The organism is Umezawaea beigongshangensis, from assembly GCF_016464305.1.
Lineage (GTDB): Bacteria > Actinomycetota > Actinomycetes > Mycobacteriales > Pseudonocardiaceae > Umezawaea_A > Umezawaea_A beigongshangensis.
The window spans coordinates 54,615-76,669 of record NZ_JAEIOJ010000001.1; the positions used below are offsets into that span (position 1 = coordinate 54,615).

Sequence of the window (22,055 nt, forward strand, 5' to 3'; positions counted from 1 at the left end):
ACTCCTCGCCTCAACTGCTGTGGGTCTGGGTGAGTTGCCTATCGGGCGGCTTCTGTTCGCGGCAGAAGCCGCCCGAACTCGGTCAGCGAGCCGTCACCTCCGTCACGCTCCCATCTGCTTCAACCGCTCGTCGATGACGCGCGGGGTCTCGGACGCGGGCAGCGCGATCTTCTCCAGCTGGAAGAAGTAGTTGACGTACTCCCTCGTCTCCTCCGAGCTGTTGGGGATCAGCGTGTCCTTGTAGGGCTGCTCCAGCAGGAGCGCGTAGTCGTCGAGCTCGTCGGACAGCTCGAAGATCTCGAACGAGGTCTTCATGCCGGGGTGGATGCCGGCCTTGAAGGGCATGATCTGGATCGAGAGGTGGGGCAGCTCGGCCAGTTCCTTGAGCCGCTCCAGCTGCTTGCGCAGCGTCTGCTCGTCGCCGATGACGCGGTGCAGCACCGACTCGTCGAGGATGAAGAACATCTCCGGTCCGTCCTCCGGCTGGAGCACGGTCTGGCGCTTGCGGCGGATCTCCAGGCCGCGCTTGATCGTCTCCTCGTCGGGAGCGCCCAGTCTGACCATCGGCAGCGAGTACTCCGGGATCTGGAGCAGGCCGTGGACGACCACGCTCTGGTACACCCGCAGGCGGATCGCCGACGCCTCCAGCCCGAGGAAGGTCGGGAAGTGCTGCGGCCCGTGGTCCTTGTACTCGTTCCACCAGGCCGCCTTCTTGCTGGCGCGGGCCATCTCGACGAAGTTGTCGACACGCTGCTTGTCCGCGATGCCGTAGTGCTGGAGCAGTGCTTTCAGGTCCGTGATCCCGACGCCGACCGTCCCGTTCTCGATGCGGATCAGCTTCGAGACCGACCACTCCAGCGCATCGGCGACATCGCGCTGCGTGAAGTCGGAGTCCTCCCGCGCGCGTCGCAGCTCGGTCAACAAGCGGCGCTGCTGGACGAGCGGGTTGTCAGTACCGGGCACGCTGCTCCTCGATTCGACCCTTGTCAGAACGCGACTGGCTTTCTGCCAGGTGGCATCACGGTAGCATTCGTTGTGATCGGAGTCACGCTGCAACTCGCTTTTCGCGTTGACTCTTTCAGCGGGGTGCGTCGTGCCACCGGCGCACCACCACGAGGAGGTGGCGCGAACGACAGAACGGGCCCGCCCGGAAGGGGCGGACCCGTGGCACGAAAGCGATCTTCTCAGCGGTTCCCGGCGATCGAGGACACGAACAGCGCCCACTGCGCGCCCGGGAAGCGCAGTCTCTGCTCGCGGTGCTTGGAGTCCCGCACGAGCACCCGCTCACCGGTCCGGGCGCACTCCACGCAGCTGCCGGTCGTGGAGCCGCTCCTGGACGCCTTCACCCAGCGCAGCCCGTCGGAGTCGACCTCGACCAGGTGCGCTTTCCCTCGTTCAGCCACGTGTTCCCCGATCTTCACGGTCCCCGGACCGTCCACGTCGACGTCGGCCCGCGAACCGCGCGCACCCGTGAACGGCGGGAGGCGGCGAACGGCCGTGGCCCGCCCCTCAGCCTAAGCCGCGGAAGTTGATGTCGGACACCGCCGACAGAGGTAGCCGACCGATAGGCAAAAAGGCGGAAAGTCACTGGTCAGAAAGTCGACGGACTCCCCGCACGACCACGCAGAACTCGGTGTCGCGACGACCGGACGTTCACTTCGGCCGCAACCTTTATGCCCTGAAAGGGTGAACATCGTTGCTCCGGCTAACGCCGAGGGGTGAATCTTCCATAGTCAGATCAGTCAACGGGCGACGGCGCCGACAAAATACGCAGAAATGCGGAAAAGTCGCTCGCCGCGCATCTCGCGCGGACGCTCCGCGCATCGGACGGGAGATCCACCATGAGCAGAGCCCTCTTCGGCGTGCGCGGAACCGGTCGGCTGGCGACCGCGGTGAGCGCGGGCGCGATGGCGCTGCTGACGCTCGGCGGCTCCGACGGCGGCGCCGCGCCGGCACCGTCCCGACACCTCCCGGAGTCGCCGCAGGGGGCCACGGCCCGGTGCAACGACGGCAACTACAGCTTCTCCGCCGACCGCGCGACCACCTGCACCGGACGCGGTGGCGTGGCGCGCTGGTACTGAGCGCGAGCGCGAACGGGGACCAGGCCGAGGCCCCGCGGGGCGTGGTGGCTCGGCCTGGTCGGCGGAGTCCGGACGGGGATCAGGCTCCGGCGGCGAGAACACGCGCGGCGGCGCGATCACGGCGCTCGACGAAACGGCTGGCCTGGGTGTCCAGCTTGGTCAGGAACTCGCCGAGCTCGCGACGCGCGGTCTCGCCGACCTCGCCGAGACCCTCCAGCTCGAAGATCTTCCAGTGGCGCAGCAGCGGCCACACCACGTCGTCGTGGTGGATGCGCAGGTCGTAGATGCCCGCCTTCGCCATCAGGGCCGCCTTGCGGGTGAAGCTGGGGATGATGCTGCCGGGCATCTCGAAGCCGATGACCTCGTCGGTGATCGCCCGCACCATCTCGTCGGGCGTGATCTCCAGGGCCGCCGTCACGAGGTTGCGGTAGAAGATCATGTGCAGGTTCTCGTCGGCGGCGATGCGGCCGAGGAGCTTGTCCGCGATCGTGTCCTGCGTGTAGCGGCCCGCGTTGCGGTGCGAGATGCGGGTCGCCAGCTCCTGGAACGACACGTAGGCGAAGACCTGGAGCATCGGCTTCTCCTCGGTGTCGTACCCGAGCTGCATGACCTGCATGCGCTGACGCTCCAGCTCGACGGGGTCGACGGCCCTGGTCACGACGAGGTAGTCGCGCAGGCAGATGCCGTGCCTGCCCTCCTCGGCGGTCCACTGGTGCACCCAGTTTCCCCAGGCGCCCTCGCGGCCGAACGTCCGGTGGATCTCGCGGTGGTAGCTCGGCAGGTTGTCCTCGGTCAGCAGGTTCACCTCCAGCGCGGTGCGCGCGATGGGCGTGAGCTTGGACTGCTCCTCCGACCAGTCCTCACCACCGAGGTCGGCGAAGTTGCGTCCCTCGCTCCAGGGCACGAACTCGTGGGGCATCCACTCCTTGGCGATGTTCAAGTGGCGGTTGAGGTTCTCCTCCACCGTCGATTCGAGTTCCAGAAGCAGTCGCGCGGTTGCGGACGTGGCCATGAGATTTCATCCTTCCGAGGGATCGGTCCCCCCTAACCTACGCGACCGTAACCTACGGAGGCGTAACCGTGGGATCGAGGTACGGTCGGGCCGGTCGGGCAAGACGTGAGGAGACAGCCGTGCACTACGACGTCACCGCCGTGCGAGCACACTTCCCGGCGCTCGACGAGGGCGCCGCCCACTTCGACGGCCCCGGTGGCTCCCAGGTCCCCGAGGAGGTTGCGGACGCCGTCGCGGGTGCCCTGCGCTCGGCCCTGTCAAACCGGGGCACGACGACGGCCGCTGAGCGCCGCGCCGACGGGATCGTGGTCGCGGCCCGCGAGGCGGCGGCCGACCTGCTGGGCGCCGACCCCCGCGGGATCGTGTTCGGGCGCAGCGCGACGCAACTCGTCCAGGACTTCGCCCGGACCCTCGCGAAGACCTGGGGTCCCGGCGACGAGGTGGTGGTCACCCGGCTGGACCACGACGCGAACATCCGCCCGTGGGTGCTGGCGGCGCAGGCCGCGGGCGCGACCGTCCGCTGGGCCGACTTCGACGCCGCCACGGGCGTGCTCGACGTCTCGCACGTGGCCGCGCAGCTCTCCGGCCGCACGCGGCTCGTCGCCGTGACGGGGGCGTCGAACCTGCTGGGCACGCGGCCCGACGTCGCGCAGATCGCGCGGGTCGTGCACGACGCGGGGGCGCTGCTGCACGTCGACGGCGTGCACCTGACGCCGCACGCGCACGTCGACGTCGCCGAGCTGGGCGCCGACCTGTTCGTCTGCTCCCCCTACAAGTTCCTCGGCCCCCACCTGGGCCTGACGGCGGCGGCGCCGGCGCTGCTGGAGACGCTGGAGCCGGACAAGCTGCTGCCGTCCACGAACGCGGTCCCGGAGCGGTTCGAGCTGGGCACGCTGCCCTACGAGCTGCTCGCGGGCACGACGGCGGCGGTGGACTTCCTCGCGGGGCTCGTGCCGGGCTCGGGATCGCGCCGGGAACGCCTGCGCACGTCGTTCGAGGCGCTCGACGAGCACGAGGCCGGTCTGCGCGACCGGCTGGAGGCGGGACTGCGCGCGATCGACGGCGTCGTCCTGCACGGAGCACCGGACCGGCCGCGCACGCCGACCGTGCTGTTCTCGGTGGACGGGGTCGCCCCGGACGAGGTGCGCCGCCAGCTCGCGCGGATCGGGGTGAACGCGCCCGCCGGGCACTTCTACGCCCTGGAGTGCTCCCGCTGGGCCGGGCTGGGCGACACGGGTGCGGTGCGCGCCGGGATCGCCCCTTACACGAACGAGTCCGACGTGGACCGTTTGCTGGACGGTGTGGCGCGCACGGCGCGTCCCTGACGAGAGGACTCCCATGTCGCGTGCGCTGGTGCTGGGTGGCGGTGGTCTGGCCGGGATCGCCTGGGAGATCGGGGTGCTGCGGGGCCTGCTCGACCACGGTGTCGACGTGACCGACGCCGAACTCGTGGTGGGCACGTCGGCGGGGTCCGTGGTGGGTGCGCTTCTCACGACGGGGGCCGACCTGGAGGAGCTCTACCAGGCGCAGCTCGAAGCGGGCTCCGGCGCCGAGCGGCCGGTGGACTTCGACGCCGAGCGGTTCGGCACGGCGGTGCTGGAGGCCATGGCCGGAGCGACGACGCCGCAGGAGGTGCGGGCGCGCATCGGGGCGATCGCCCTCGCGGCGGACACCGTGCCGGAGGCCGAGCGGCGCGACGTCATCGCGTCGCGGCTGCCGGTGCACGAGTGGCCGGAGCGGCGGCTGCTGGTGGTCGCGGTGAACGCGGTCACCGGCGAGTGGACCGCGTTCGACCGCGACTCCGGAGCGGGGCTGGTCGACGCCGTGGCGGCCAGTTGCGCCGTGCCCGGCGTGTGGCCGCCCATCACCATTGGGGACGACCGGTGGATCGACGGCGGCGTCCGCTCGATCACCAACGCCGATCTGGCCGGGGGCTGCGACGCGGTGGTGATCCTCGCGCCGATGGTGCCGCCGGAGGGCAACCCGTTCGGCGGTCCGGTGCAGGAGGCCGAGCGGCTGGCCGCCACGACGCAGGTGCGACTCTTCGCCGCCGACGAGCAGTCCGCGGCGGCGTTCGGGTCGAACCCGCTGGACCCGGCCACGCGGCCCGGCGCGGCGCGGGCCGGGCGGGCGCAGGCGGCTCTCGTCGCGGACGAGGTCCGGCTGCTCTGGGGCGGCTGAGGAGTGCGGCGGGAACCGGTCGGCCGGTTCCCGCCGACGCCGTCCCGCTGGCGGGCAGACGCTGTCCGGCACCGGGCGCGCACGACGTCACCTCCCCCGGACGTGCGACCATCGGACCGTGACCGATCGCGACCGCGACGCCGAGGGCCGAGCACGCAACTCCCGCCCGCGCGACGGCCTCGGCCGTCCGCTCCCGCACGGACTGCCCGGCGTGGAGCGCCAGCCGGAGGGCGTCGTGCGTCCACCGGCGGAGTCCCTGTCCGAGGCGCAGCGCCTGCTCGACGAGACGATGCCCTTCCACGCGCACGAGGTGCTGGAGGACGCCTGGAAGTCGGCCCCGGAGCCCGAGCGAGAGCTGTGGCGGGGGCTCGCCCAGCTCGCCGTGGGACTGACGCACGCGCTGCGCGGCAACAGCGCCGGAGCGACGGCGCTGCTGCGCCGGGGCGCGGCCAACGTCGAGCCCTTCGCCACCGACCCGCCGCACGGCGTGGACGTGGCGGGCCTGGTCGACTGGGCCCGCGAGACGGCGGAGAACACCGAGCGGAGCCGGGAGTTCACCCCCGCGCCTCCCCGGCTGACGCGCTGAACGTCCGGTCGGAGCAGTCGAGTTGCGCCGAACGCCCGCTTCGCGGTGCGCGGCCACGGGTAGTTCGTCACCAGGGTTCTTCCACCCGACGACGAAGGAGACTCCCGTGCTCGCACTGGTTGCCGCAGTGATCTTCGGCTTGGCGCTGTTGCTCGACCTGGCGAACGCGTCGCTGGGCAGCGTGCTCGACAACGGCACGCTCCTGCTCGCCGGTCTGCTCTGCCTCGCGCTGCACCTGGGCGGCGTCGGCGCGTCGCGCAGCGTCAACTGGCGCCGCCGCCGCTGACCCCGGCCGTGGACGACGAACCGCCCGCCCCGCGACAGCGGAGCGGGCGGAGTCGTCGGGGGGTGATCAGCGCGAGGGCAGGACGTCCCCGACCCTGCCGGACACGCGCTCAGCCGTGCTCGACACCTGGCGCGCTCCCCTGCGCGCCGCCCGCCTGGCCCGCCAGCCCAGCGACGGCTTGCCCGCCGTGTCGGCCGAGGCCACCAGCAGACCGCCCAGCAGGGACGTGTTCTTCAGGAAGTGCAGCCGGTCGGCCGAGCGCCGGGCCGGGTCGGCGTCGTGCTCCCAGAACGGGTGCGCCGCGATCGTCGTCGGGATCAGGCTGCCCGCGAGCAGCGCGGCCGACAGGCGGGGGAACTTGTTCAACGCCAGCATCGTCCCGGCGACCACCTTCACCGCGGCGTCGACCTTCACCAGCGTCGCCGCGTCGGTCGGCACGCCCTGCGGCAGCCGGTCGCGGGTGCGGGTGAGCACCGCGTCCACGACGGGCTGCGCCGCCTTGGCCCTGGCCTCCGGGTCGCGGAGGCCGTCCACGCCGTCCGAGATGAACGCCGCTGACAGCAGCGGCCTGGCCAGTCTCCGAAGGATCATCGAACGATCTCCTCACCACGGTCGAGAGTCGGGTCCGGGAGTACCCGGCCGCGCTCGTCCCCAACCCCGTCAGACGCGCGCGTCGGGCACGCAGTGCGTCATCTTCAGGCCCTCGACGTCGCGCGGCCCGTTGGAGCCGAGGTTCGCCAGACGCGCCCGGTCCCCGTCGGTCAGCGTCTGGCCGGCCAGCGGCTCCAGCCCGGCCACGTCCTGCGGCGCGATGCCCAGTCCCTCGCCGACGCGCAGGCCGAGGTCGTCCTCGACGAGGAGGAAGTGCCACACCATCCGCTCCTGGATCGGGCGCGGGCACTGCGACAGCAGGGTGGTGAAGTTCGCGACGAGGTCGTCGCGCTCCCAGTCCTCCATGAGCAGGTAGCGCTGCCCGGCCTGGGTGTAGTCGTCGGTGCGCGGGATGCGCTTGCGGGTCAGGCGACCGGCGATCTCCGGCCCCTGGTCGTCGTGCGTGGGGTACTCGGCCTCCCGCAGGCCGTCGATGATCGACGGCTCGTAGTTCACGTGCGGGTTCTCGCCCCCCGCGTCGGTGCGGTAGTCCATCTGCCCGTCGCGCTGGTTGGTGCGCACCCGCGTCTTCGCCTGGTTCACCGGCAGCTGGAGGTAGTTCGGCCCGACCCGGTAGCGCTGGGTGTCGCTGTAGGAGAACGTGCGGCCGACCAGCATCTTGTCGTCGGAGAAGTCGAGGCCGTCGACCAGGACGCCGGTGCCGAAGGCGATCTGCTCGTTCTCGGTGAAGAAGTCGCTCACGTTGCGGTCGAGCACCATGCGGCCCACCGGCTTCGCCGGGAACTCGTTCTCCGGCCACACCTTCGTGTCGTCCAGGGGGTCGAAGTCCAGCTCCGGGTGGTCGTCGTCGGACATCATCTGCACCAGCATCTCCCACTCGGGGAAGTCGCCGGCGTCGATGGCGTCCCGCAGGTCCTTCGTGGCGTGGCCGAGGTCCCGCGCCTGCACCTTCGCGGCGTCCTCCTCGGTCATGCTCCTCACGCCCTGCTTCGGCATCCAGTGGTACTTCACCAGGACGCTGTCGCCGTTCGCGTCGAGCCACTTGTAGGTGTTCACGCCGAAGCCCTGCATGTGCCGGTAGTCCGCCGGGATGCCCCGCGGGCTGAACAGGTTGACCAGCATGTGCATCGCCTCCGGCGTCTGCGACATGAAGTCGAAGATGCGCGCCGGTTCCTGGCGGAACGTCACCGGGTCCGGCTTCAGCGCGTGGATCACGTCCGGGAACTTGACCGCGTCGCGGATGAAGAACACCGCGAGGTTGTTGCCGACCACGTCCCAGTTGCCGTCCTCGGTGTAGAACTTCACCGCGAAGCCGCGCGGGTCGCGCGCCGCCTCCGAGGAGTCCCGGCCGCCGATGACGCTGGAGAAGCGGACGGCGACGTCGGTGCGCTTGCCCGGTTCGGCGAACAGCTTCGCGCGGGTGTACTTCGCGATCGGCTCGTCGCCCCACTTCCCGTAGGCCTCGAAGTACCCGAAGGACGTGGTGCCGCGCGCGTGCACCACCCGCTCCGGGATGCGCTCCCGGTCGAAGTGACTGATCTTCTCCAGGAACTGGTAGTTCTCCAGCGTCGCCGGGCCGCGGGCGCCGACCGTGCGCTGGTTCTGGTTGTCGTAGACGGGGTGCCCCTGCCGGTTCGTCAGGACCGGGCGGTCGTCCCCCGCCTCCGAGCCCTGGCTCGACACGTCGGTCATGGGTGAACCGGTCCTTCCTGGTGGCGGATGCGGGCCAGAACTGGGCCTACCCGCGCCTCCCCCGCCCACTCGCCACCAGCGGGTGAGGCGGTTCCCCTGATCGGTGGAGTTCACGGGTGCCGACCGTCACCGCGGGCACGGCTATGCTGCCCGCCGTGATCAGGGTGCTGCGCGACTTCTCCAGCGGTGTGGGTCTGCTCGGCCGCGGTTTCGGGCTGGTGTTCCGCACGCCGCGCCTGCTGCTGATCGGCGCGATCCCCGCACTGATCACGACGGCGCTGCTGATCGGCGGCGTCGTCGCGCTGGGCGTGTGGATCGAGGACCTCGTCGCGTGGGCCACGCCCTTCGCCGACGACTGGAACGAGACCGTCCGCACGGTCGCGCGCTTCGCCGCCGGAGCCTCGCTCGTCACGGCGTTCGTCGCGATCGGGCTGCTGCTGTTCACCGCGATCACGCTGATCGTCGGCGGTCCCTTCTACGAGCACATCGCCGAGCACGTCGAGGACGAGATGGGCGGCGTGCCGGAGGCCGAGCAGGTCACCTGGTGGCGCTCGGCGGTGGTGGGCGCGCGCGACGGCGCGCTGCTGATCTGCATCGCCGTGCTGTGCGCGGTCCCGCTGTTCCTCGCCGGGTTCGTCCCCGTGGTCGGGCAGACGGTGGTGCCGGTGCTGGCCGTGTGCGTCAACGCCGCCCTGCTCGGCGTCGAGCTGACCGGCATCCCCTTCACCCGCAGGGGGAAGTCCCTCGCCGTGCGCAGGCGGGCGCTGAGCCGGCGCAGGGCGCTGACGCTCGGTTTCGCCGTGCCCACCTACCTGCTGTGCCTGGTCCCGCTCGCGGCGCTGGTCGTGATGCCGGCCGCGATGGCGGGTGGCACCGTGCTCGCGCACCAGCTGCTCGCGCAGACGCCGGCCGTTCGGCCGGACGGCGCCCCGGTGCGCTGATCCGGCGTCCCGGCGCCGCGCGGTGGCGTCGTCCGCCACCGGCAGGACGACCGGACCCGTGGCCGGGGACGGGCACGGCCCCGCCGCGGCGAACCCGCGCGGCCGACGTGCGGCGCGGCCGACCCCCGCGCCCGGCGCGGGGAGAGCGGAGACCGCCGGGAGCGCGTGACGCCCCCGGCGGCCTCCGCGGTGGATCAGGAGTTGATCTGCGCCTGGAGCGTCGTGGCGTAGTTCGACACCCTGGAGTAGACGCCGGGGTAGCCGGCCGAGGCGCAGCCGTAGCCCCACGACGTGACACCGATGAGCTTGCCGCCGGCGACGAGCGGGCCGCCGGAGTCGCCCTGGCACGTGTCCACGCCGCCCGAGGAGTAGCCGGCGCAGACCATGTGCGTCGAGTAGTACTCGGAGCCGTAGGAGGACGTGCAGCTGGAGCTGCTGACCAGCGGCACGGTGGCGGAGAGCAGGTAGCGCGACGCCGAGCCGCCCGAGGACGTGGTGCCCCAGCCGAGGATGCGCGCGGTCGTGCCCGCCGCGTAGAGCGCCGAGTCGGCCGAGGTGGCGATCGGCAGGGTCGTGCGGTTGAGACTGGTGCTCAGCGTCAGCACCGACACGTCGGAGGTCATCGTGTTGGAGTTGTAGCTGGGGTGCACCCAGATCCGGCTGACCGTCGACACGGTGCCGGCGGTGGAGCTCTTGTCGTCGCGTCCGGAGACGACGCGCACGGCAGACGGGCTGTCGCCCACCGTGCAGTGCGCCGCGGTGACGACCTTGTTGGGCGCGACGAGCGTGCCTCCGCAGTACTGGGAGCCGCCCGAGGTCGCGAGGTAGACCACCCACGGGTAGGTGGTGGTGCTGACGCGGCTGCCGCCCACGATCTGCGTGCTGAGGTCCGGGTCGTCGGACACCGGGGGCGCGGCCGAGGCCGCGCTGACACCGGCGAGCGGCAGCAGCAGGGCCACCGCCGCGGCGCTCAACAACGACCGCAGGCGGTGCAGGGTTTCCGCCATGATCATCTCCTTGCTTCGGAATCCTCGTCGACCTCGCCGTTGAGGTTGTACACAGAGCAACAGAAGGGTCACTGAACGCGCAAGAGCCAGTGGGTGTGGGCCGAACGGCGGCACGCGATCACGCGTGGTTGACTCGCGCGCGGACACACCCGATCGAGGAGGACATTCCATGGCCCTGCAGAAGCCCGAGATCGACCGGCCCGACGGGCCTCCGCCCGCGGACCTGGTGATCGAGGACATCACCGTCGGCGACGGCCCGGTGGCCGAGGCGGGGCAGCTCGTCTCCGTGCACTACGTCGGCGTCTCCCACGCCACCGGCGAGGAGTTCGACGCGTCCTGGAACCGCGGGTCCACGTTCGACTTCCCGCTCGGCGGCGGTCGCGTCATCGCCGGGTGGGACCAGGGCGTGCAGGGGATGCGGGTCGGCGGCCGCCGCCGGCTCACCATCCCCCCGCACCTGGCCTACGGCGACCGCGGCGCGGGCGGCGTGATCAAGCCCGGTGCCACGCTCGTCTTCGTCGTCGACCTGGTCGGCGTCAGCTAGGACGCCCGCCCGCGCGGCCCGTCGACCTCGCACGGCGCCGCGCGGGTAGGTTGGCCGGTGATGAGCACCGACGACACCGACCACCGCGTCCTGCTGGCCGAACTGGCCGAGCAGGAGGAGCGGTTGCAGTTCACCGAGTTCGACAACGACACGGCGATCTACCTGGGTCTGCACCTGCTCACGGCGGCCCGCTCCCGCGGCCTGCCGCTGACGATCTCGGTCCGCCGCAACGGCCACCGCCTCTTCCACGCCTCGTTGCCGGGCACGTCGCCCGACAACGACGAGTGGATCGAGCGCAAGAGCCGCGTCGTGGACCGGTTCGGGCAGAGCTCGTTCCGGACGGGCACGCACTTCCGGGCGCGGGGCACGACGTTCGAGGAGTCCTCGCGGCTCGACCCGGACCGCTACGCCGCGCACGGCGGGGTGTTCCCGGTGATCGTCCGGGGCGTGGGCCCGATCGGCACGGTCGGCGTGTCCGGCCTGCCGCAGGCGGAGGACCACGCGTTCGTCGTGGAGCAGCTGGCGGAGTTCCTCTCCACGAGGAGCTGACCCGCGGCGCGCCTGCTCCGTTCGGAGCATTTGAGCCGGTCCCGGAACCCGCGGGCCCGGCGCTGCGTCATCCTTGACGAACAGCACGACAGAGCACCGATCGCAGGGGGAAGGACACCGGGGTGCCCGACGACATCGCTGGCTCCGAACGGATGCTCTCCCAGTGGCAGAGCAGCGTTCAGGAGCGCGCGAACCGCTACCAGGCGATGGCCACGCGCGTGCAGGGCATGTCCATCACCGAGACGTCGGCGGACCGGCTGGTGCAGCTCACGATCGGGTCCAACGGCATCCTGACGAACCTCACCATCGCCGAGGGCGCCCGCGAGAAGCGGATGGCCGAGCTGTCGCAGGAGATCATGCGCACGCTCCAGCGCGCGCAGTCCAAGATCCCCGAACTGCTCCAGCAGGCGATGGCCGAGACGATCGGCACGCAGGACGAGACCGCGAACGTGCTGTTCGACGAGGCCAAGAAGAACTTCCCGGCTCCTCCGCCGGAGGAGCCGCCGCCCGCGTACGGCACGGAGCTGCGCTTCGGCGTGGAGGACGACGCGCCGCCTCCGCCGCCTCCGCCGCGCACGGGCCCGCCCGCTCCGCCGCCTCCGCCGAGGCGCAGGCGAGATGACGACGACGACGACTTCGGCGGCGAGTCCGTCCTGACCTGAGCGGTCCGACAGAGCTGGGAAGGTGGTACCCGTGGCTGGTGGTTGGGAAGTCGTCGCGGACGAGCTGGACGGTCACGGCAAGCAGTTGCTGGACCTGTCCGACCGGTTGCAGACCGCCATCGACGCGGCCAAGCAGGTCAGCATGCCCACGGACGCCTACGGCATCCTCTGCCAGCCGTTCCGGCTGATGCTCGACCCGGTCGAGCAGTGGGGCCTGGACGCGCTGCAGGGCGCGGTCGACGCCGTGAGCGCGACCTCGGAGCAGGTGAAGACCACGGCCCAGGGCTACCACCGGCTCGACCAGGGCGGTGCGAACGTCGTTCGCTCCGTGTGACCTCGCGCGGCCGGGCGGTCGTTGCCGGTCAGCACCTCGTCCACCCGACGTGGTCGGACACGTGCGGATAAGATCAGCGCGTCGTTCTGGGGGGAATCGAAGGGGTGTTCCACGCATGAGCCAGCCACCGCCGCCGCCGCCACCACCGGCACCGACACCACCGACGCCGCTGAACGAGCAGGAGCAGCAGCAGCTCGTGCGCCAGATCGGTCGCGCGATGCTGAACGCGGTTCCGCCGGACTGGCAACGGGTGCACACCGAGTACCGGGCCGCCGGTCGGCACATCGAGGTCGACGTCGTCTTCTCCGGTCCGGACGGTCAGGCGCGTCCGGTGCGCCCGCCGCTGGACGTGGTGCAGATGCTCGGCCAGCTCCGTGCCGGGATGTACTCCCCCGACCGCGGCACGTGGCTGTCCGCCGTCTACGAGCTGGAGGCGCCGGCCACGTTCTCGGTGGACTTCAACGCCGAGGACGAGCCGCGCTGGCGCAACGCGCCGCCGCCCATCGGCTTCACCGACGAGCTGCGCACGTTCCCGCGCGCCGACGACCGCATCCCCGCCTGGTGGCGGCAGCGCATCGGACTCCCGCCCCTGCAACCGGTCGCCCAGACCGACACCCCGGCGAACGGCACGCCCGCCCCGCTGCGCACGGCGCGGGTGTACGACGGCAAGGACCCCGCCGGACGGCCGGTGGTGAACCGCCCGCCGCTCGACCCGCGGCTGCGCGAGGCCGTCGTGTCCTACCTGGAGGCCGCCCCGGTGGTGCTGGCCGCGCGCAACCTCGACCACGACGAGTTCGCGCCGGGGCAGCAGGACGTCCCGCTGAACTTCCGCACCGACGGCACGTGGATCTGGGCCGGGGCGGTGCCGCACTACCTGCGCAAGCACAACCTGCCGCCGGAGCCCGAGCTGATCGCCCACATCCAGGGCCGCGGCTTCCGGCTGCCCGAGGTCGACGAGGCGTCGCGCGACCTCGCGGTCGGCCTGATCACCGGCAGCCGGGGCACCGCGTAGCACGCGGGGGTGGCGCGGGAAGCCCGCGCCACCCCGTCCTCCCGTGCGGATCAGTCGACGCAGGACGTCTCGCCCGGCGGTTCCGCTGCCGACGGCTCACCGCCCGGTGCGGGCTCCAGGAAGTCCTGGACGTGGGCGCGGACCGCGGCGGGGTCGATCTCCAGCCCCTGACCGCCCCCCTGGAGCTCCGCGCCGTCGCCGACCGGGATCGTCGTCGTGCGGACGGGGGCCGCGGTCAGGCCCCGCAGCAGGTCGGCGGGGTTCCACCCCTCGTCGGTCCGCACGTTCTCGTGGACCGCGCTCAGCACGGCCGCCAGCTTCGCCGGATCGGTGAGCACCCCCGACGCGACCGCCGTGGTGGCGAGCGAGGTCAGGACCGCCTGGTGCCGCCGGACCCGGTCGAGGTCGCCGTTCGGCAGGCCGGACCGCTGGCGCAGGAAGGCCAGCACCTGCGGGCCGGTCAGCGTCTGCCGACCGGCGGGGAGGTCCACGCCGGAGTACCGGTCCGCCGCGCTCGCGTTCAGGCACACCTCGACGCCGCCGAACGCCGTGGCGAGCCGGCCGAACGCGACGACGTCCACCGAGGCGTGGTGGTCGATCTCGGTCCCGGTGAGCGTCTCGACCGTCTCCGCGAGGCTCCGCGCGCCCTCGGCGTCGGCGGCGTCCTCGGTCAGCCCCCGGCCCAGCGCCTCCTCGTGAGCCGTCGAGTAGACCGACCTCAGCGGGACGACGCCCCGGCCGGGCACCTCCACGGCGGAGTCGCGCGGCAGGGAGACGGCGCTCAGCGCGCCGTCGCCGCTCACGCGCGTCAGCACGATCGAGTCCGCGTTCGCCGTGTCGTCCAGGCCGATCAGCAGGACGTTCGACGCCGCCACCGGGACGGTCGCCACCGGAGCAGGTGGCGTGTCGCGGGCCTCGGTCAGCGGGACCGCCACGGCGAGCACGGCGACCGCCGCGGCCAGTCCGGTGGCGGCGATCAGCGGCGCGGCGCGGCGGCGCGGCCGGCGTCGGCGTTCGAGCTCCGCCAGGACCGCGCCGGGGTGGACCGACTCGGCCGCCTCCGCGGCCACCGCCTGCCGGATCAGGGTTTCGAGGTCGGAATCACTCATCGCAGGACCTTCCGGACGGACGGGGCCGCGCGGCGGGCACCCGTGGAGTCGGCCGCGCGCAACGTCGCCAGCGCGCGGGAGATGTGACTGCGCACGGTCACCTGAGCGCATCCGAGGACGGTGGCGATCTCGGCGTCCGACAGGTCCTCGTAGTAGCGCAGGACGACCGCAGCGCGCTGCTTGCGCGGCAGCACGGCGATCCTGGCGCGCATCGCGTCGCGCTCGGCGTGGGGCACGGCCGGATCGCCGACGACCGGCGCGACCGCGTCGAGCGCGCCGTGCGAGGCCACGACGTCGCGCGCGGCTCGGCGCCGCCGCCAGGACAGGTACTCGTTGGTGATCATGCGCCGGACGTAGAGGTGGGGTGCGTCCATCGCGCCGATGCGGTCCCAGCGGTGGTGCACGCGCAGCAGCACGTCCTGCACGACGTCCTGCGCCAGGTGGCGGTCGCACGTCAGCGCGGTGGCGTACCGCAGGAGCCGATCGAGTCGATCGGTGACGAACCGGTCGTAACCGTCTGACACCGTCGCTCCCTTCTACTGGTGGGGGACTGCGGACGGGAAACCCCCCGACCCCCTCCCGTTGTTGAGCGGACGGCGGAGTTCTCCTGTGACCTGACTCACAGCACGGTGCCGTCGAGCGGCGTGCGAGGCGGAGAACCGGTCGACGAGGTCGTCGTCGCGACGCGGGAAACGGGTCCGGACGCGGCACCGGCGAGGCCGAGCGGTGCGCGATCGGAGGTCTGCCGGTGTCGAGGCGGTGCCGGGAAGGACCACTCCCCTCACGTCGAATACGCATCGCACCACTATCGAGAGTGACAGTGCATCACGTAGCGTGGTGGCCCGTGCGCATTCAGTGGAAATGTGCGACGAATTTCCCCCAACGGGCGCACGAAAGCGCACGAACAGGATACGGTGTGCGCATGAGCCCCGCATGGGAGACGGTACTGGCGAAGGCCGGCCTTCAGGTCACGCCCGACGAGTTCCTCTCGCTCGTCGAGGACGCCGCACGCAGACTCGCTCCGCCGCACCCCGACCCGGTCGGGTACTTCTCCCCCGAGCAGCGGGAAGCGCTCACCGACGTCGGCCTCGACCTCGGTCCGGCCACGCGGTTCGACACCCGGCCCCGCGCCCGCTCCGTCGTGGCCATCGCCGTGCTGCGCGACTCCGCGCTGACCGTCGGCGAGGCCGCGCGCCGCCTGGGCGTCGACCCGAGTCGCATCCGGCACCGCCTCGGCGTCGGCAGGCTCGACGGCTGGAAGGACCGCGGCGGCTGGCGGCTGCCCGCGTGGCAGTTCGCGGGCGACGAGGTGCTGCCGGGGCTGGACGTCGTGCTCGCGGCCGTGCCCACCGATCAGCCGCCGCTGGTCGTGGCCCAGTTCATGACCACCCCGCAGGACGACCTGGACGTCGACGGGAAGGCGGCCAGTCCGCGCGACTGGCTGCTCGCGGGTGGATCGCCCGATCGCGTCGCCGCCCTCGCCGCCGTCGTCGGCACGCCCGCCTGAGCTACCGCGAGAAGGAGACGACCGGACCCGCATGTCTCGGCTTCCCCAGCCGCCCGCGCCCGCCGTCCTGCAAGCGCACCTGCGCCGCACGGAGGACGTGGTGGCGGTGCACCACGCCACCCGGCTCGTCCGGGTGTTCACCGCCAAGGGCGAGCACCCCCAGAACTGGAACTCGTTCCGCTACACCGGCCCCCTGCCGCACGCCCGGTTCGACACGCAGGCACCGCGTCCCGACGGGGTGCCCTTCGAGGACCGCGAGCAGGGCGTCCTGTACTTCGGGCTGTCCGTGCGCACCAGCATCGCCGAGGTGTTCCAGGCGACCTCCGTGGTCGACCGGCACACCCGCAGTCCGTTCGTCGTCGTGTTCCGGCCGCGCCGCACGCTGCGGCTGCTCGACCTGGCCGGGCTGTGGCCGACGCGGGTGGGCGCGTCGCAGGAGATGAGCAGCGGCCCCAAGCACCTCACCCAGGCGTGGGCACGGGCGATCCGCGCGGCGTACCCGGAGCTGGACGGCCTCTGGTACCGCTCGTCGATGGACTCCGGCAACCCCGCCGTCTGCCTGTGGGACCCGCCCGCCACGACGGGCCTCCCCGCCACACCCGACGTCCTGCTCCCCCTGGACCACCCCGGCCTGGACCTCCCCCTGGCGAGGGTCTGCGAGGACCTGAACTACACCCTCCTGGACTGACGACGCGCGAGTCGACCGTTCGGGCACGGCGACTCGCGCGTCAGCGGCGGGCCGTGGAGATCTGGCGGCCGCGCGGGGGTGAGAGGAAGCGGGCGTAGCGCACCTCGGGCAGTTGCTGGCCCTCCAGCTCGAAGCGGTCGACCACGCCGTCGTGGCGCCAGCCGTGCGCCTCGCAGAAGCCGCGCGACGACTCGTCGTCCTGGAGCACCCACAGCACGGCGTAGCGGAAGCCCTGGCCGACCAGGTGACGCAGGGCGTGCTCGTGCACCTCGTGCCCCGCGCCCGTGCCCTGGAACTCCGGGTCCGCGTAGATCGCCTCCAGCTCGCCGGTGCCGAGGTCGGGGTGGGCGTCGTCGGCCTCGCGCACCTCGTCGACCGCGCAGTACGCGCCGATGCGCCCCTCCTCGTCGACGGACACGAAGACACCGCTGGGCTCCGGCAGCACGAGCTTGCGCTGCCAGTTCGGCAGACGGCTCTCCGGGAGCATCCGGTCGAGCACCGCGTCGTCGACGATCCCGCGGTACGCGCGCTGCCACGACGCCACGTAGATCCGCGCGATCGCCGCCGCGTCATCCGGCCGGGCCGCCCGCACCGTCCATCGCATGGTGCGAGCGTCCCGCACTCGCCCGACCGTCCGCCAGGTTTTCAGGCAATCGGTCCGAGATGGCGAGCCCACCAGTCCAGCACCGCGTCGAAGCGCTGCTGCCGGTGCCGCGGCCGTCCGGAACGGGTCAGCTCGTGGCCCTCACCGGGGAAGAGCAGCAACTCGGCGGCCACGCCGTTGCGGCGCAGCGCCACGAACATCCGCTGCGCCTGCTCCAGCGGGCAGCGCCAGTCGTGCTCGGAGTGCACGACGGCGAACGGCACGGTGATCTTCTCGGCGTGGGTCAGCGGACTCATCGCGCGCTGGGCCTCCAGGTCGGGGCCGCAGTAGGCGTCGGCGAAGAACCAGCCGATGTCCGACGATCCGGCGAAGGAGTCCCACGCGTTCACGGCGCGCTCGCTCCACGCGGCGCGGAAGCGCTCGCCGTGGTGCGCGGCCAGCCAGCTCGTCATGAACCCGCCGTAGGAGCCGCCCATCACGCCGACGTCGTCGGCGTCGCACTCGGGCAGCTCCAGCGCGAGGTCCAGCACGGCGAGCACGTCGGTGACGTCGACCGTGCCGAACGCCTCGACGACGGCCTGGCCGTGGGCCTGCCCGTAGCCCGCCGAGCCGCGCGGGTTCGGCAGCACGACGGCGTAACCGGCGGAGGCGTAGACCTGGGCCTCGTCGAAGAAGCCCCAGCCGTGGTACATGAACGGGCCGCCGTGCACGGCGAGGACGACCGGGTGCGGCCCCTCGCCCTCGGGCAGCACGACCCAGCCGTGCACCGGGTAGCCGTCGGGGGCGGTGCCGGTCAGCTCGCGCACGGCGTGCAACCCGGTCTCGCGCAGGGGCGCGGCGAAGTCGGTGAGCCGGTCGCCGCCCACCAGCACGACCTCGCCCGGACTGTCCGGAGTGGACACCACGGCCACGGTCCGGTCGCCGTCGGCGGCGAACGCCCGCACCGACGCCCGCTCGCCCGCCAGCAGTTGCAGCGAGTCGAGCACGGCGGCGTCCGCTCCGACGGGGACGGCGCGCAGCTCCAGCGCGCCGCGGTTGCGCACGACGACGAGCACGCGGTCGCCGGTGACGACGGGAGCGCCGGAGAGCTTCTCGCAGTCGACGGTCTCGGTGTCGGTCAGCCTGGTGCCGGTGGCGGGGTCGCCCTGCGCGCGCAGCGGCGCGCTCCACAGGCCGCTGTTGCGGGCCACGCTGTGGATGCCGGTGAACTCGGCGCCGTAGTAGAAGATCGTGCCGTCGGCGGTGACCACGGGCAGCGCCGCGTCACCGGCGCTGCGGACCACCAGGCGCGGGGCGCCACCGGTGACCGGCACGGCGTACAGGTCGTCGTGCAGCGTCTCGGCGACGCCCAGGTCGCGCGGCGCGGCGAACACCACGAGCGCGGAGTCCGGGCTCCAGGCCGGGTCGGACGCGCTGAACGTGCCGTCGGTCAGTTCCACCGGCTCGGCGGCGGAGTCGAGCGCGTCCACGACGAACAGCCGCGAGCGGCGGTCGCCGAGGAAGCCGACGTCGTCGACGCGGTAGTCGAGCCTGGTGATGTGCCGCGGCGCCTCGGCCTCGGGACCGGGCGCGGTCTCGCCCTCGGCGGCGGGGGTGCCGTAGCGGCCGGGCTCGGGGACGCGCGCCGTGAACGCGATCCACCGCGAGTCGGGCGACCAGACCGGGGCGCCGGCGCCCAGCGGCAGGTCGGTGAGGGCGCGGGACTCGCCGCCGTCCGCGGGCATGACGTGCAGCTGCGGCCGGCGTCCGGCCGAGGCGCGCAGGAACGCGACCAGCCCGCCGTCCGGGGAGATGCGGGGCGCGGCGTCGTGGTCGCCGTGCGTCCAGGGGACCGGGTCGCCGCCGTCGAGCGGGACGCGGTGCAGGCCGCCCCGGTAGGTGTCGGAGTCCGGGTCCGGCCGATCGAGGTCGACCAGCAGGAGGTCGCCGCACAGGGTCGGGGTGCCGGGTGAGTTCATGAGCCGCACGTCAACAGGTCGCACGGACCAGGACGTTACCGCAATGTGGTTAGCAAGGCTTACGAGATCTTTTGACGATCACATAGATTCCAGCCATGACGCGAACCGTGTTCTCCGGCGGCAGGGTGTTCGACGGCAGCGGCTCCGAGGCCGCCGAGGCCGACGTGGTCGTGCAGGACGGCCGGATCGTCGACGTCGGCTCCGGCCTGGACGGCGACGAGCGGGTGGACGCGACCGGGCACACGGTGCTGCCCGGCCTGTTCGACTGCCACGTGCACGTGACGCTGAGCGGCGTGAACCCGCTGAGCATCCTGAACTCGCCGTTCTCGTTGCAGTTCTACGAGGCGGCCGAGAACCTGCGCACCACGCTGGCCTGCGGCATCACCTCCGTGCGCGACGCCAGCGGAGCCGACCTGGGCATCGCCGAGGCGCTGCGCCGGGGGATGATCCCCGGCCCGCGCACGCAGATCTCGATCTCCATGCTGTCGCAGACCGGTGGTCACGGCGACGACTGGATGTCCTGCGGCGCGGTCGTGCCGACGTTCCTGCCGCACCCCGGACGCCCCAGCTCCGTCGTGGACGGCCCCGACGAGGTGCGCCGCAAGGTCCGCGAACTGGTGCGCGACGGCGCCGACGTGATCAAGATGGCGACCACGGGCGGCGTGCTGTCGCCGCGCTCGGACCCGAAGCGCGCGCACTTCCGCGACGAGGAGATCGCCGTGGCCGTGCAGGAGGCCACCGCCGCCGGGATCGCCGTGATGGCCCACGCCCAGGGCACCGCCGGCATCCTCGCCGCGGTGCGCAACGGGGTCAGGTCGATCGAGCACGGCATCCACCTGACCGACGAGGCGATCGACCTGATGCTGGAGCGCGGCACGTGGCTGGTGCCGACGCTGCTCGCACCGCGCGACGCGATCGCCGCGGCGGACGCCGGGGTGCTCACCCCGGAGATGGCCGCCAAGGCGCGGGCCGGCCTGGAGAGCCACGTCGCGTCGATCACGGCCGCCGCCGCGGCCGGGGTGCGCATCGCGATGGGCACGGACTCGGGCGTCGGCCCGCACGGGCGGAACCTCGACGAGCTGTCGCTGATGGTGGAGTGCGGGATGAGCCCGGCGGCGGCGCTGCACGCGGCCACCGGGTCGGCGGCCGAGCTGCTGGGGGTCGGCGAGGAGCTGGGCGCGGTGGAGCCGGGCAAGCGCGCCGACCTCGTGCTCGTGGAGGGCGACGCGGCGGACCTGATCCGCTCCGGCGCCGGGGCGCTGCGCGGTGGCGTGCGCGGCGTGTGGCAGGACGGCGTGCGGGTGTCCTGACCCCGGACGCCGGAACGGCCCGCGGCGTCGTGCCGCGGGCCGTCCCGGTGCGTCGTGCGGGCGGTGTCAGGCCGACGGTGTCAGGCCGACGGGACGTGCTTGGCGGCCTCGGGGTGGCGCTTGACCTTGATCAGGCTGGCGACGGTCGTGATGATCAGGACGCCCACGATGACGCCGAGGGACAGCCCGATGCCGATGGTCGGCACGTGCAGCGGCTCACCGCCGTTGAGGAACGACAGCGAGTTGGTGTGCAGCGCCTCCAGGATCAGCTTCACGCCGATGAACCCGAGGATCACCGCCAGGCCGATCGACAGGTAGACGAGCTTCGTCAACAGGCCGCCCAGCAGGAAGTACAGCTGGCGCAGACCCATCAGCGCGAAGGCGTTGGCCGCGAAGACCAGGAACGGCTCCTTGGTCAGGCCGAAGATCGCCGGGATGGAGTCGAGCGCGAACAGCAGGTCGGTCGTGCCGATGGCGACCATCACGATGAACATCGGCGTGACGAAGCGCTTGCCGTTGATCTTGATGAACGACTTCTCGCCGTGGAACTCGTCGGTCACCGGGAAGATCCGGCGCACGACGCGCAGCATCGCGTTCTCCTTGAACTCCGCGTCCTCGTCCTCGCCCTTGGCGAGCTGGATGCCCGTGTAGATGAGGAACGCGCCGAAGATGTAGAAGACCCAGCTGAACTGCTCGATCACGGCCGCGCCGACGGCGATGAAGATGCCTCGCATGATCAGCGCGAGCACGATGCCGACCAGCAGCACGCGGTGCTGGTGGATGGCGGGCACCTTGAACGCCGACATGATGATCAAGAAGATGAAGAGGTTGTCGATGCTCAGCGAGTACTCGGTGATGTACCCGGCGAAGAACTCGGTCGCCGGTGTACCTCCGGCGAAGAACCAGAGTCCGAGCCCGAAGGCGACGGCGACCGCGACGTAGAAGGTGACCCAGCGACCGGCTTCTCCGATGCTCACCTCGTGCGGGTGGCGATCGACCACGAACAGGTCGATCGCGAGGAGAACCAGGAGGCCGCCGATCGTCGCGATCCACAGCCACAGGGGTACTGACATCAAAACCTCCGGTCACAGGCGCACGCCAATGCCCGGAGGTCTCCTCCGCCGGTTCTGCGATCCGAACCGACCGACGGCACCGGGATCCCGACACTGGGTTCCGTGCTGACGACACCGCCGCGAGGGAGTACTCCCCTCCTTGCTGATGTGCATTGTGACCCGCGGGCGGCGCGGAAAGCCAGCGGAGGTGACCAGACCCACCACGGAACCGGGCAACCCCGCACCCCGTCGCACGTCCGGCGGAGTCGGCGCCAGCTGAGAGGTCGGCCCCGTTCGCCCCGTCCTCCGCCGCGCGGCTCTCAGCGGA

Annotated in this window: 25 protein-coding genes; 14 read left to right on the plus strand and 11 right to left on the minus strand. The window is 72.1% G+C overall.

Translation table 11 applies throughout. The annotated features are described in order from the left end of the window. Positions 1–102 precede the first annotated feature (102 nt). Positions 103–963 (minus strand): helix-turn-helix domain-containing protein, encoded by an 861-nt coding sequence (locus tag IMZ35_RS00250; RefSeq protein WP_307867602.1) that lies wholly within the window; start codon positions 961–963, stop codon positions 103–105. Between the two features lie 221 nt (positions 964–1,184). Further along, positions 1,185–1,403, minus strand: a complete 219-nt coding sequence (locus IMZ35_RS00255; protein WP_307867603.1) for a DUF397 domain-containing protein — start codon at positions 1,401–1,403, stop codon at positions 1,185–1,187. 438 nt (positions 1,404–1,841) lie between these two features. Between IMZ35_RS00255 and IMZ35_RS00260 the strand changes: the two genes are divergently transcribed. Further along, a complete protein-coding gene (locus IMZ35_RS00260; protein ID WP_199438816.1) occupies positions 1,842–2,081 on the plus strand; it encodes a DUF3761 domain-containing protein in 240 nt (79 codons plus the stop codon). A gap of 79 nt (positions 2,082–2,160) precedes the next feature. Here the strand turns inward: IMZ35_RS00260 and IMZ35_RS00265 are convergent, their stop codons facing one another. Beyond that, the gene (locus IMZ35_RS00265) at positions 2,161–3,093 is read right to left on the minus strand and encodes an acyl-ACP desaturase (protein ID WP_199438817.1); all 933 of its coding nucleotides are present in this window, start codon (positions 3,091–3,093) and stop codon (positions 2,161–2,163) included. A 119-nt stretch (positions 3,094–3,212) separates the two neighbouring features. Here IMZ35_RS00265 and IMZ35_RS00270 point away from each other — a divergent pair, with 119 nt between their 5' ends. From IMZ35_RS00270 to IMZ35_RS00285, 4 genes are all read left to right on the plus strand, one after another. Next, entirely contained in the window at positions 3,213–4,418 is a 1,206-nt protein-coding gene (locus IMZ35_RS00270) for a cysteine desulfurase-like protein (RefSeq protein ID WP_199438818.1), read from the plus strand. Between the two features lie 13 nt (positions 4,419–4,431). Next, the gene (locus IMZ35_RS00275) at positions 4,432–5,274 is read left to right on the plus strand and encodes a patatin-like phospholipase family protein (protein WP_199438819.1); all 843 of its coding nucleotides are present in this window, start codon (positions 4,432–4,434) and stop codon (positions 5,272–5,274) included. A 118-nt stretch (positions 5,275–5,392) separates the two neighbouring features. Then, complete coding sequence (locus tag IMZ35_RS00280; protein WP_199438820.1) at positions 5,393–5,860, plus strand: DUF309 domain-containing protein; 468 nt, start codon at positions 5,393–5,395, stop codon at positions 5,858–5,860. A 106-nt stretch (positions 5,861–5,966) separates the two neighbouring features. Then, entirely contained in the window at positions 5,967–6,146 is a 180-nt protein-coding gene (locus IMZ35_RS00285) for a hypothetical protein (protein WP_199438821.1), read from the plus strand. 66 nt (positions 6,147–6,212) lie between these two features. On the opposite strand, the gene IMZ35_RS00290 is transcribed toward IMZ35_RS00285, so the two are convergent. Together IMZ35_RS00290 and IMZ35_RS00295 are read right to left on the minus strand one after the other, a co-directional pair. Further along, positions 6,213–6,737 (minus strand): DoxX family protein, encoded by a 525-nt coding sequence (locus tag IMZ35_RS00290; RefSeq protein WP_199438822.1) that lies wholly within the window; start codon positions 6,735–6,737, stop codon positions 6,213–6,215. A gap of 69 nt (positions 6,738–6,806) precedes the next feature. Beyond that, positions 6,807–8,450, minus strand: a complete 1,644-nt coding sequence (locus tag IMZ35_RS00295) for a catalase (protein ID WP_199438823.1) — start codon at positions 8,448–8,450, stop codon at positions 6,807–6,809. Positions 8,451–8,566: 116 nt separating this feature from the next. Between IMZ35_RS00295 and IMZ35_RS00300 the strand changes: the two genes are divergently transcribed. Beyond that, positions 8,567–9,391 (plus strand): EI24 domain-containing protein, encoded by an 825-nt coding sequence (locus tag IMZ35_RS00300; RefSeq protein WP_307867605.1) that lies wholly within the window; start codon positions 8,567–8,569, stop codon positions 9,389–9,391. Positions 9,392–9,585: 194 nt separating this feature from the next. Here IMZ35_RS00300 and IMZ35_RS00305 read toward each other — a convergent pair whose 3' ends face one another. Further along, a complete protein-coding gene (locus tag IMZ35_RS00305; RefSeq protein ID WP_199438824.1) occupies positions 9,586–10,398 on the minus strand; it encodes a S1 family peptidase in 813 nt (270 codons plus the stop codon). Between the two features lie 169 nt (positions 10,399–10,567). On the opposite strand from IMZ35_RS00305, the gene IMZ35_RS00310 reads away from it, so the two are divergent. From IMZ35_RS00310 to IMZ35_RS00330, 5 genes are all read left to right on the plus strand, one after another. Beyond that, positions 10,568–10,942 carry an FKBP-type peptidyl-prolyl cis-trans isomerase gene (locus IMZ35_RS00310; RefSeq protein ID WP_199438825.1) on the plus strand — a complete coding sequence of 125 codons (375 nt, stop codon included), beginning with the start codon at positions 10,568–10,570 and terminating at the stop codon, positions 10,940–10,942. Positions 10,943–11,002: 60 nt separating this feature from the next. After that, complete coding sequence (locus IMZ35_RS00315) at positions 11,003–11,491, plus strand: heme-degrading domain-containing protein (RefSeq protein ID WP_199438826.1); 489 nt, start codon at positions 11,003–11,005, stop codon at positions 11,489–11,491. Positions 11,492–11,613: 122 nt separating this feature from the next. Continuing rightward, positions 11,614–12,153: a YbaB/EbfC family nucleoid-associated protein gene (locus IMZ35_RS00320; protein WP_199438827.1), complete on the plus strand. Its 540-nt coding sequence runs from the start codon at positions 11,614–11,616 to the stop codon at positions 12,151–12,153. A 31-nt stretch (positions 12,154–12,184) separates the two neighbouring features. Next, positions 12,185–12,487, plus strand: a complete 303-nt coding sequence (locus tag IMZ35_RS00325; protein WP_307867607.1) for a type VII secretion target — start codon at positions 12,185–12,187, stop codon at positions 12,485–12,487. A gap of 115 nt (positions 12,488–12,602) precedes the next feature. Further along, complete coding sequence (locus tag IMZ35_RS00330) at positions 12,603–13,499, plus strand: hypothetical protein (protein WP_199438829.1); 897 nt, start codon at positions 12,603–12,605, stop codon at positions 13,497–13,499. A 50-nt stretch (positions 13,500–13,549) separates the two neighbouring features. Here the strand turns inward: IMZ35_RS00330 and IMZ35_RS00335 are convergent, their stop codons facing one another. Both IMZ35_RS00335 and IMZ35_RS00340 read right to left on the minus strand, forming a co-directional pair. Further along, positions 13,550–14,608, minus strand: coding sequence for an LCP family protein (locus IMZ35_RS00335; protein WP_199438830.1), 1,059 nt, complete (start codon positions 14,606–14,608; stop codon positions 13,550–13,552). After that, a complete protein-coding gene (locus IMZ35_RS00340; protein ID WP_199438831.1) occupies positions 14,605–15,132 on the minus strand; it encodes a SigE family RNA polymerase sigma factor in 528 nt (175 codons plus the stop codon). The genes IMZ35_RS00335 and IMZ35_RS00340 overlap by 4 nt, the downstream gene beginning before the upstream one ends. 398 nt (positions 15,133–15,530) lie before the next feature. On the opposite strand from IMZ35_RS00340, the gene IMZ35_RS00345 reads away from it, so the two are divergent. Both IMZ35_RS00345 and IMZ35_RS00350 read left to right on the plus strand, forming a co-directional pair. Further along, positions 15,531–16,115 carry a helix-turn-helix domain-containing protein gene (locus tag IMZ35_RS00345; protein WP_199438832.1) on the plus strand — a complete coding sequence of 195 codons (585 nt, stop codon included), beginning with the start codon at positions 15,531–15,533 and terminating at the stop codon, positions 16,113–16,115. Positions 16,116–16,146: 31 nt separating this feature from the next. Then, on the plus strand, positions 16,147–16,803 hold the full coding sequence (locus IMZ35_RS00350) for an RES family NAD+ phosphorylase (protein WP_199438833.1): 657 nt from the start codon (positions 16,147–16,149) through the stop codon (positions 16,801–16,803). 40 nt (positions 16,804–16,843) lie between these two features. Here IMZ35_RS00350 and IMZ35_RS00355 read toward each other — a convergent pair whose 3' ends face one another. Both IMZ35_RS00355 and IMZ35_RS00360 read right to left on the minus strand, forming a co-directional pair. Continuing rightward, complete coding sequence (locus tag IMZ35_RS00355; RefSeq protein WP_199438834.1) at positions 16,844–17,407, minus strand: GNAT family N-acetyltransferase; 564 nt, start codon at positions 17,405–17,407, stop codon at positions 16,844–16,846. 41 nt (positions 17,408–17,448) lie between these two features. After that, positions 17,449–19,389, minus strand: a complete 1,941-nt coding sequence (locus IMZ35_RS00360) for a S9 family peptidase (protein WP_199438835.1) — start codon at positions 19,387–19,389, stop codon at positions 17,449–17,451. Between the two features lie 71 nt (positions 19,390–19,460). Here IMZ35_RS00360 and IMZ35_RS00365 point away from each other — a divergent pair, with 71 nt between their 5' ends. Continuing rightward, the gene (locus IMZ35_RS00365) at positions 19,461–20,675 is read left to right on the plus strand and encodes a metal-dependent hydrolase family protein (RefSeq protein ID WP_199438836.1); all 1,215 of its coding nucleotides are present in this window, start codon (positions 19,461–19,463) and stop codon (positions 20,673–20,675) included. Between the two features lie 80 nt (positions 20,676–20,755). Here the strand turns inward: IMZ35_RS00365 and IMZ35_RS00370 are convergent, their stop codons facing one another. After that, positions 20,756–21,748 (minus strand): TerC family protein, encoded by a 993-nt coding sequence (locus IMZ35_RS00370; protein ID WP_199438837.1) that lies wholly within the window; start codon positions 21,746–21,748, stop codon positions 20,756–20,758. Positions 21,749–22,055 lie beyond the last annotated feature (307 nt).

Coding starts and splice junctions, on each gene's coding strand:
- IMZ35_RS00330 (WP_199438829.1), top strand. CDS start 12,603: ATGAGCCAGCCACCGCCGCCGCCGCCACCACCGGCACCGACACCACCG.
- IMZ35_RS00265 (WP_199438817.1), bottom strand. CDS start 3,093: ATGGCCACGTCCGCAACCGCGCGACTGCTTCTGGAACTCGAATCGACG.
- IMZ35_RS00350 (WP_199438833.1), top strand. CDS start 16,147: ATGTCTCGGCTTCCCCAGCCGCCCGCGCCCGCCGTCCTGCAAGCGCAC.
- IMZ35_RS00305 (WP_199438824.1), bottom strand. CDS start 10,398: ATGGCGGAAACCCTGCACCGCCTGCGGTCGTTGTTGAGCGCCGCGGCG.
- IMZ35_RS00290 (WP_199438822.1), bottom strand. CDS start 6,737: ATGATCCTTCGGAGACTGGCCAGGCCGCTGCTGTCAGCGGCGTTCATC.
- IMZ35_RS00310 (WP_199438825.1), top strand. CDS start 10,568: ATGGCCCTGCAGAAGCCCGAGATCGACCGGCCCGACGGGCCTCCGCCC.
- IMZ35_RS00275 (WP_199438819.1), top strand. CDS start 4,432: ATGTCGCGTGCGCTGGTGCTGGGTGGCGGTGGTCTGGCCGGGATCGCC.
- IMZ35_RS00345 (WP_199438832.1), top strand. CDS start 15,531: ATGAGCCCCGCATGGGAGACGGTACTGGCGAAGGCCGGCCTTCAGGTC.
- IMZ35_RS00295 (WP_199438823.1), bottom strand. CDS start 8,450: ATGACCGACGTGTCGAGCCAGGGCTCGGAGGCGGGGGACGACCGCCCG.
- IMZ35_RS00260 (WP_199438816.1), top strand. CDS start 1,842: ATGAGCAGAGCCCTCTTCGGCGTGCGCGGAACCGGTCGGCTGGCGACC.
- IMZ35_RS00365 (WP_199438836.1), top strand. CDS start 19,461: ATGACGCGAACCGTGTTCTCCGGCGGCAGGGTGTTCGACGGCAGCGGC.
- IMZ35_RS00355 (WP_199438834.1), bottom strand. CDS start 17,407: ATGCGATGGACGGTGCGGGCGGCCCGGCCGGATGACGCGGCGGCGATC.
- IMZ35_RS00335 (WP_199438830.1), bottom strand. CDS start 14,608: ATGAGTGATTCCGACCTCGAAACCCTGATCCGGCAGGCGGTGGCCGCG.
- IMZ35_RS00370 (WP_199438837.1), bottom strand. CDS start 21,748: ATGTCAGTACCCCTGTGGCTGTGGATCGCGACGATCGGCGGCCTCCTG.
- IMZ35_RS00315 (WP_199438826.1), top strand. CDS start 11,003: ATGAGCACCGACGACACCGACCACCGCGTCCTGCTGGCCGAACTGGCC.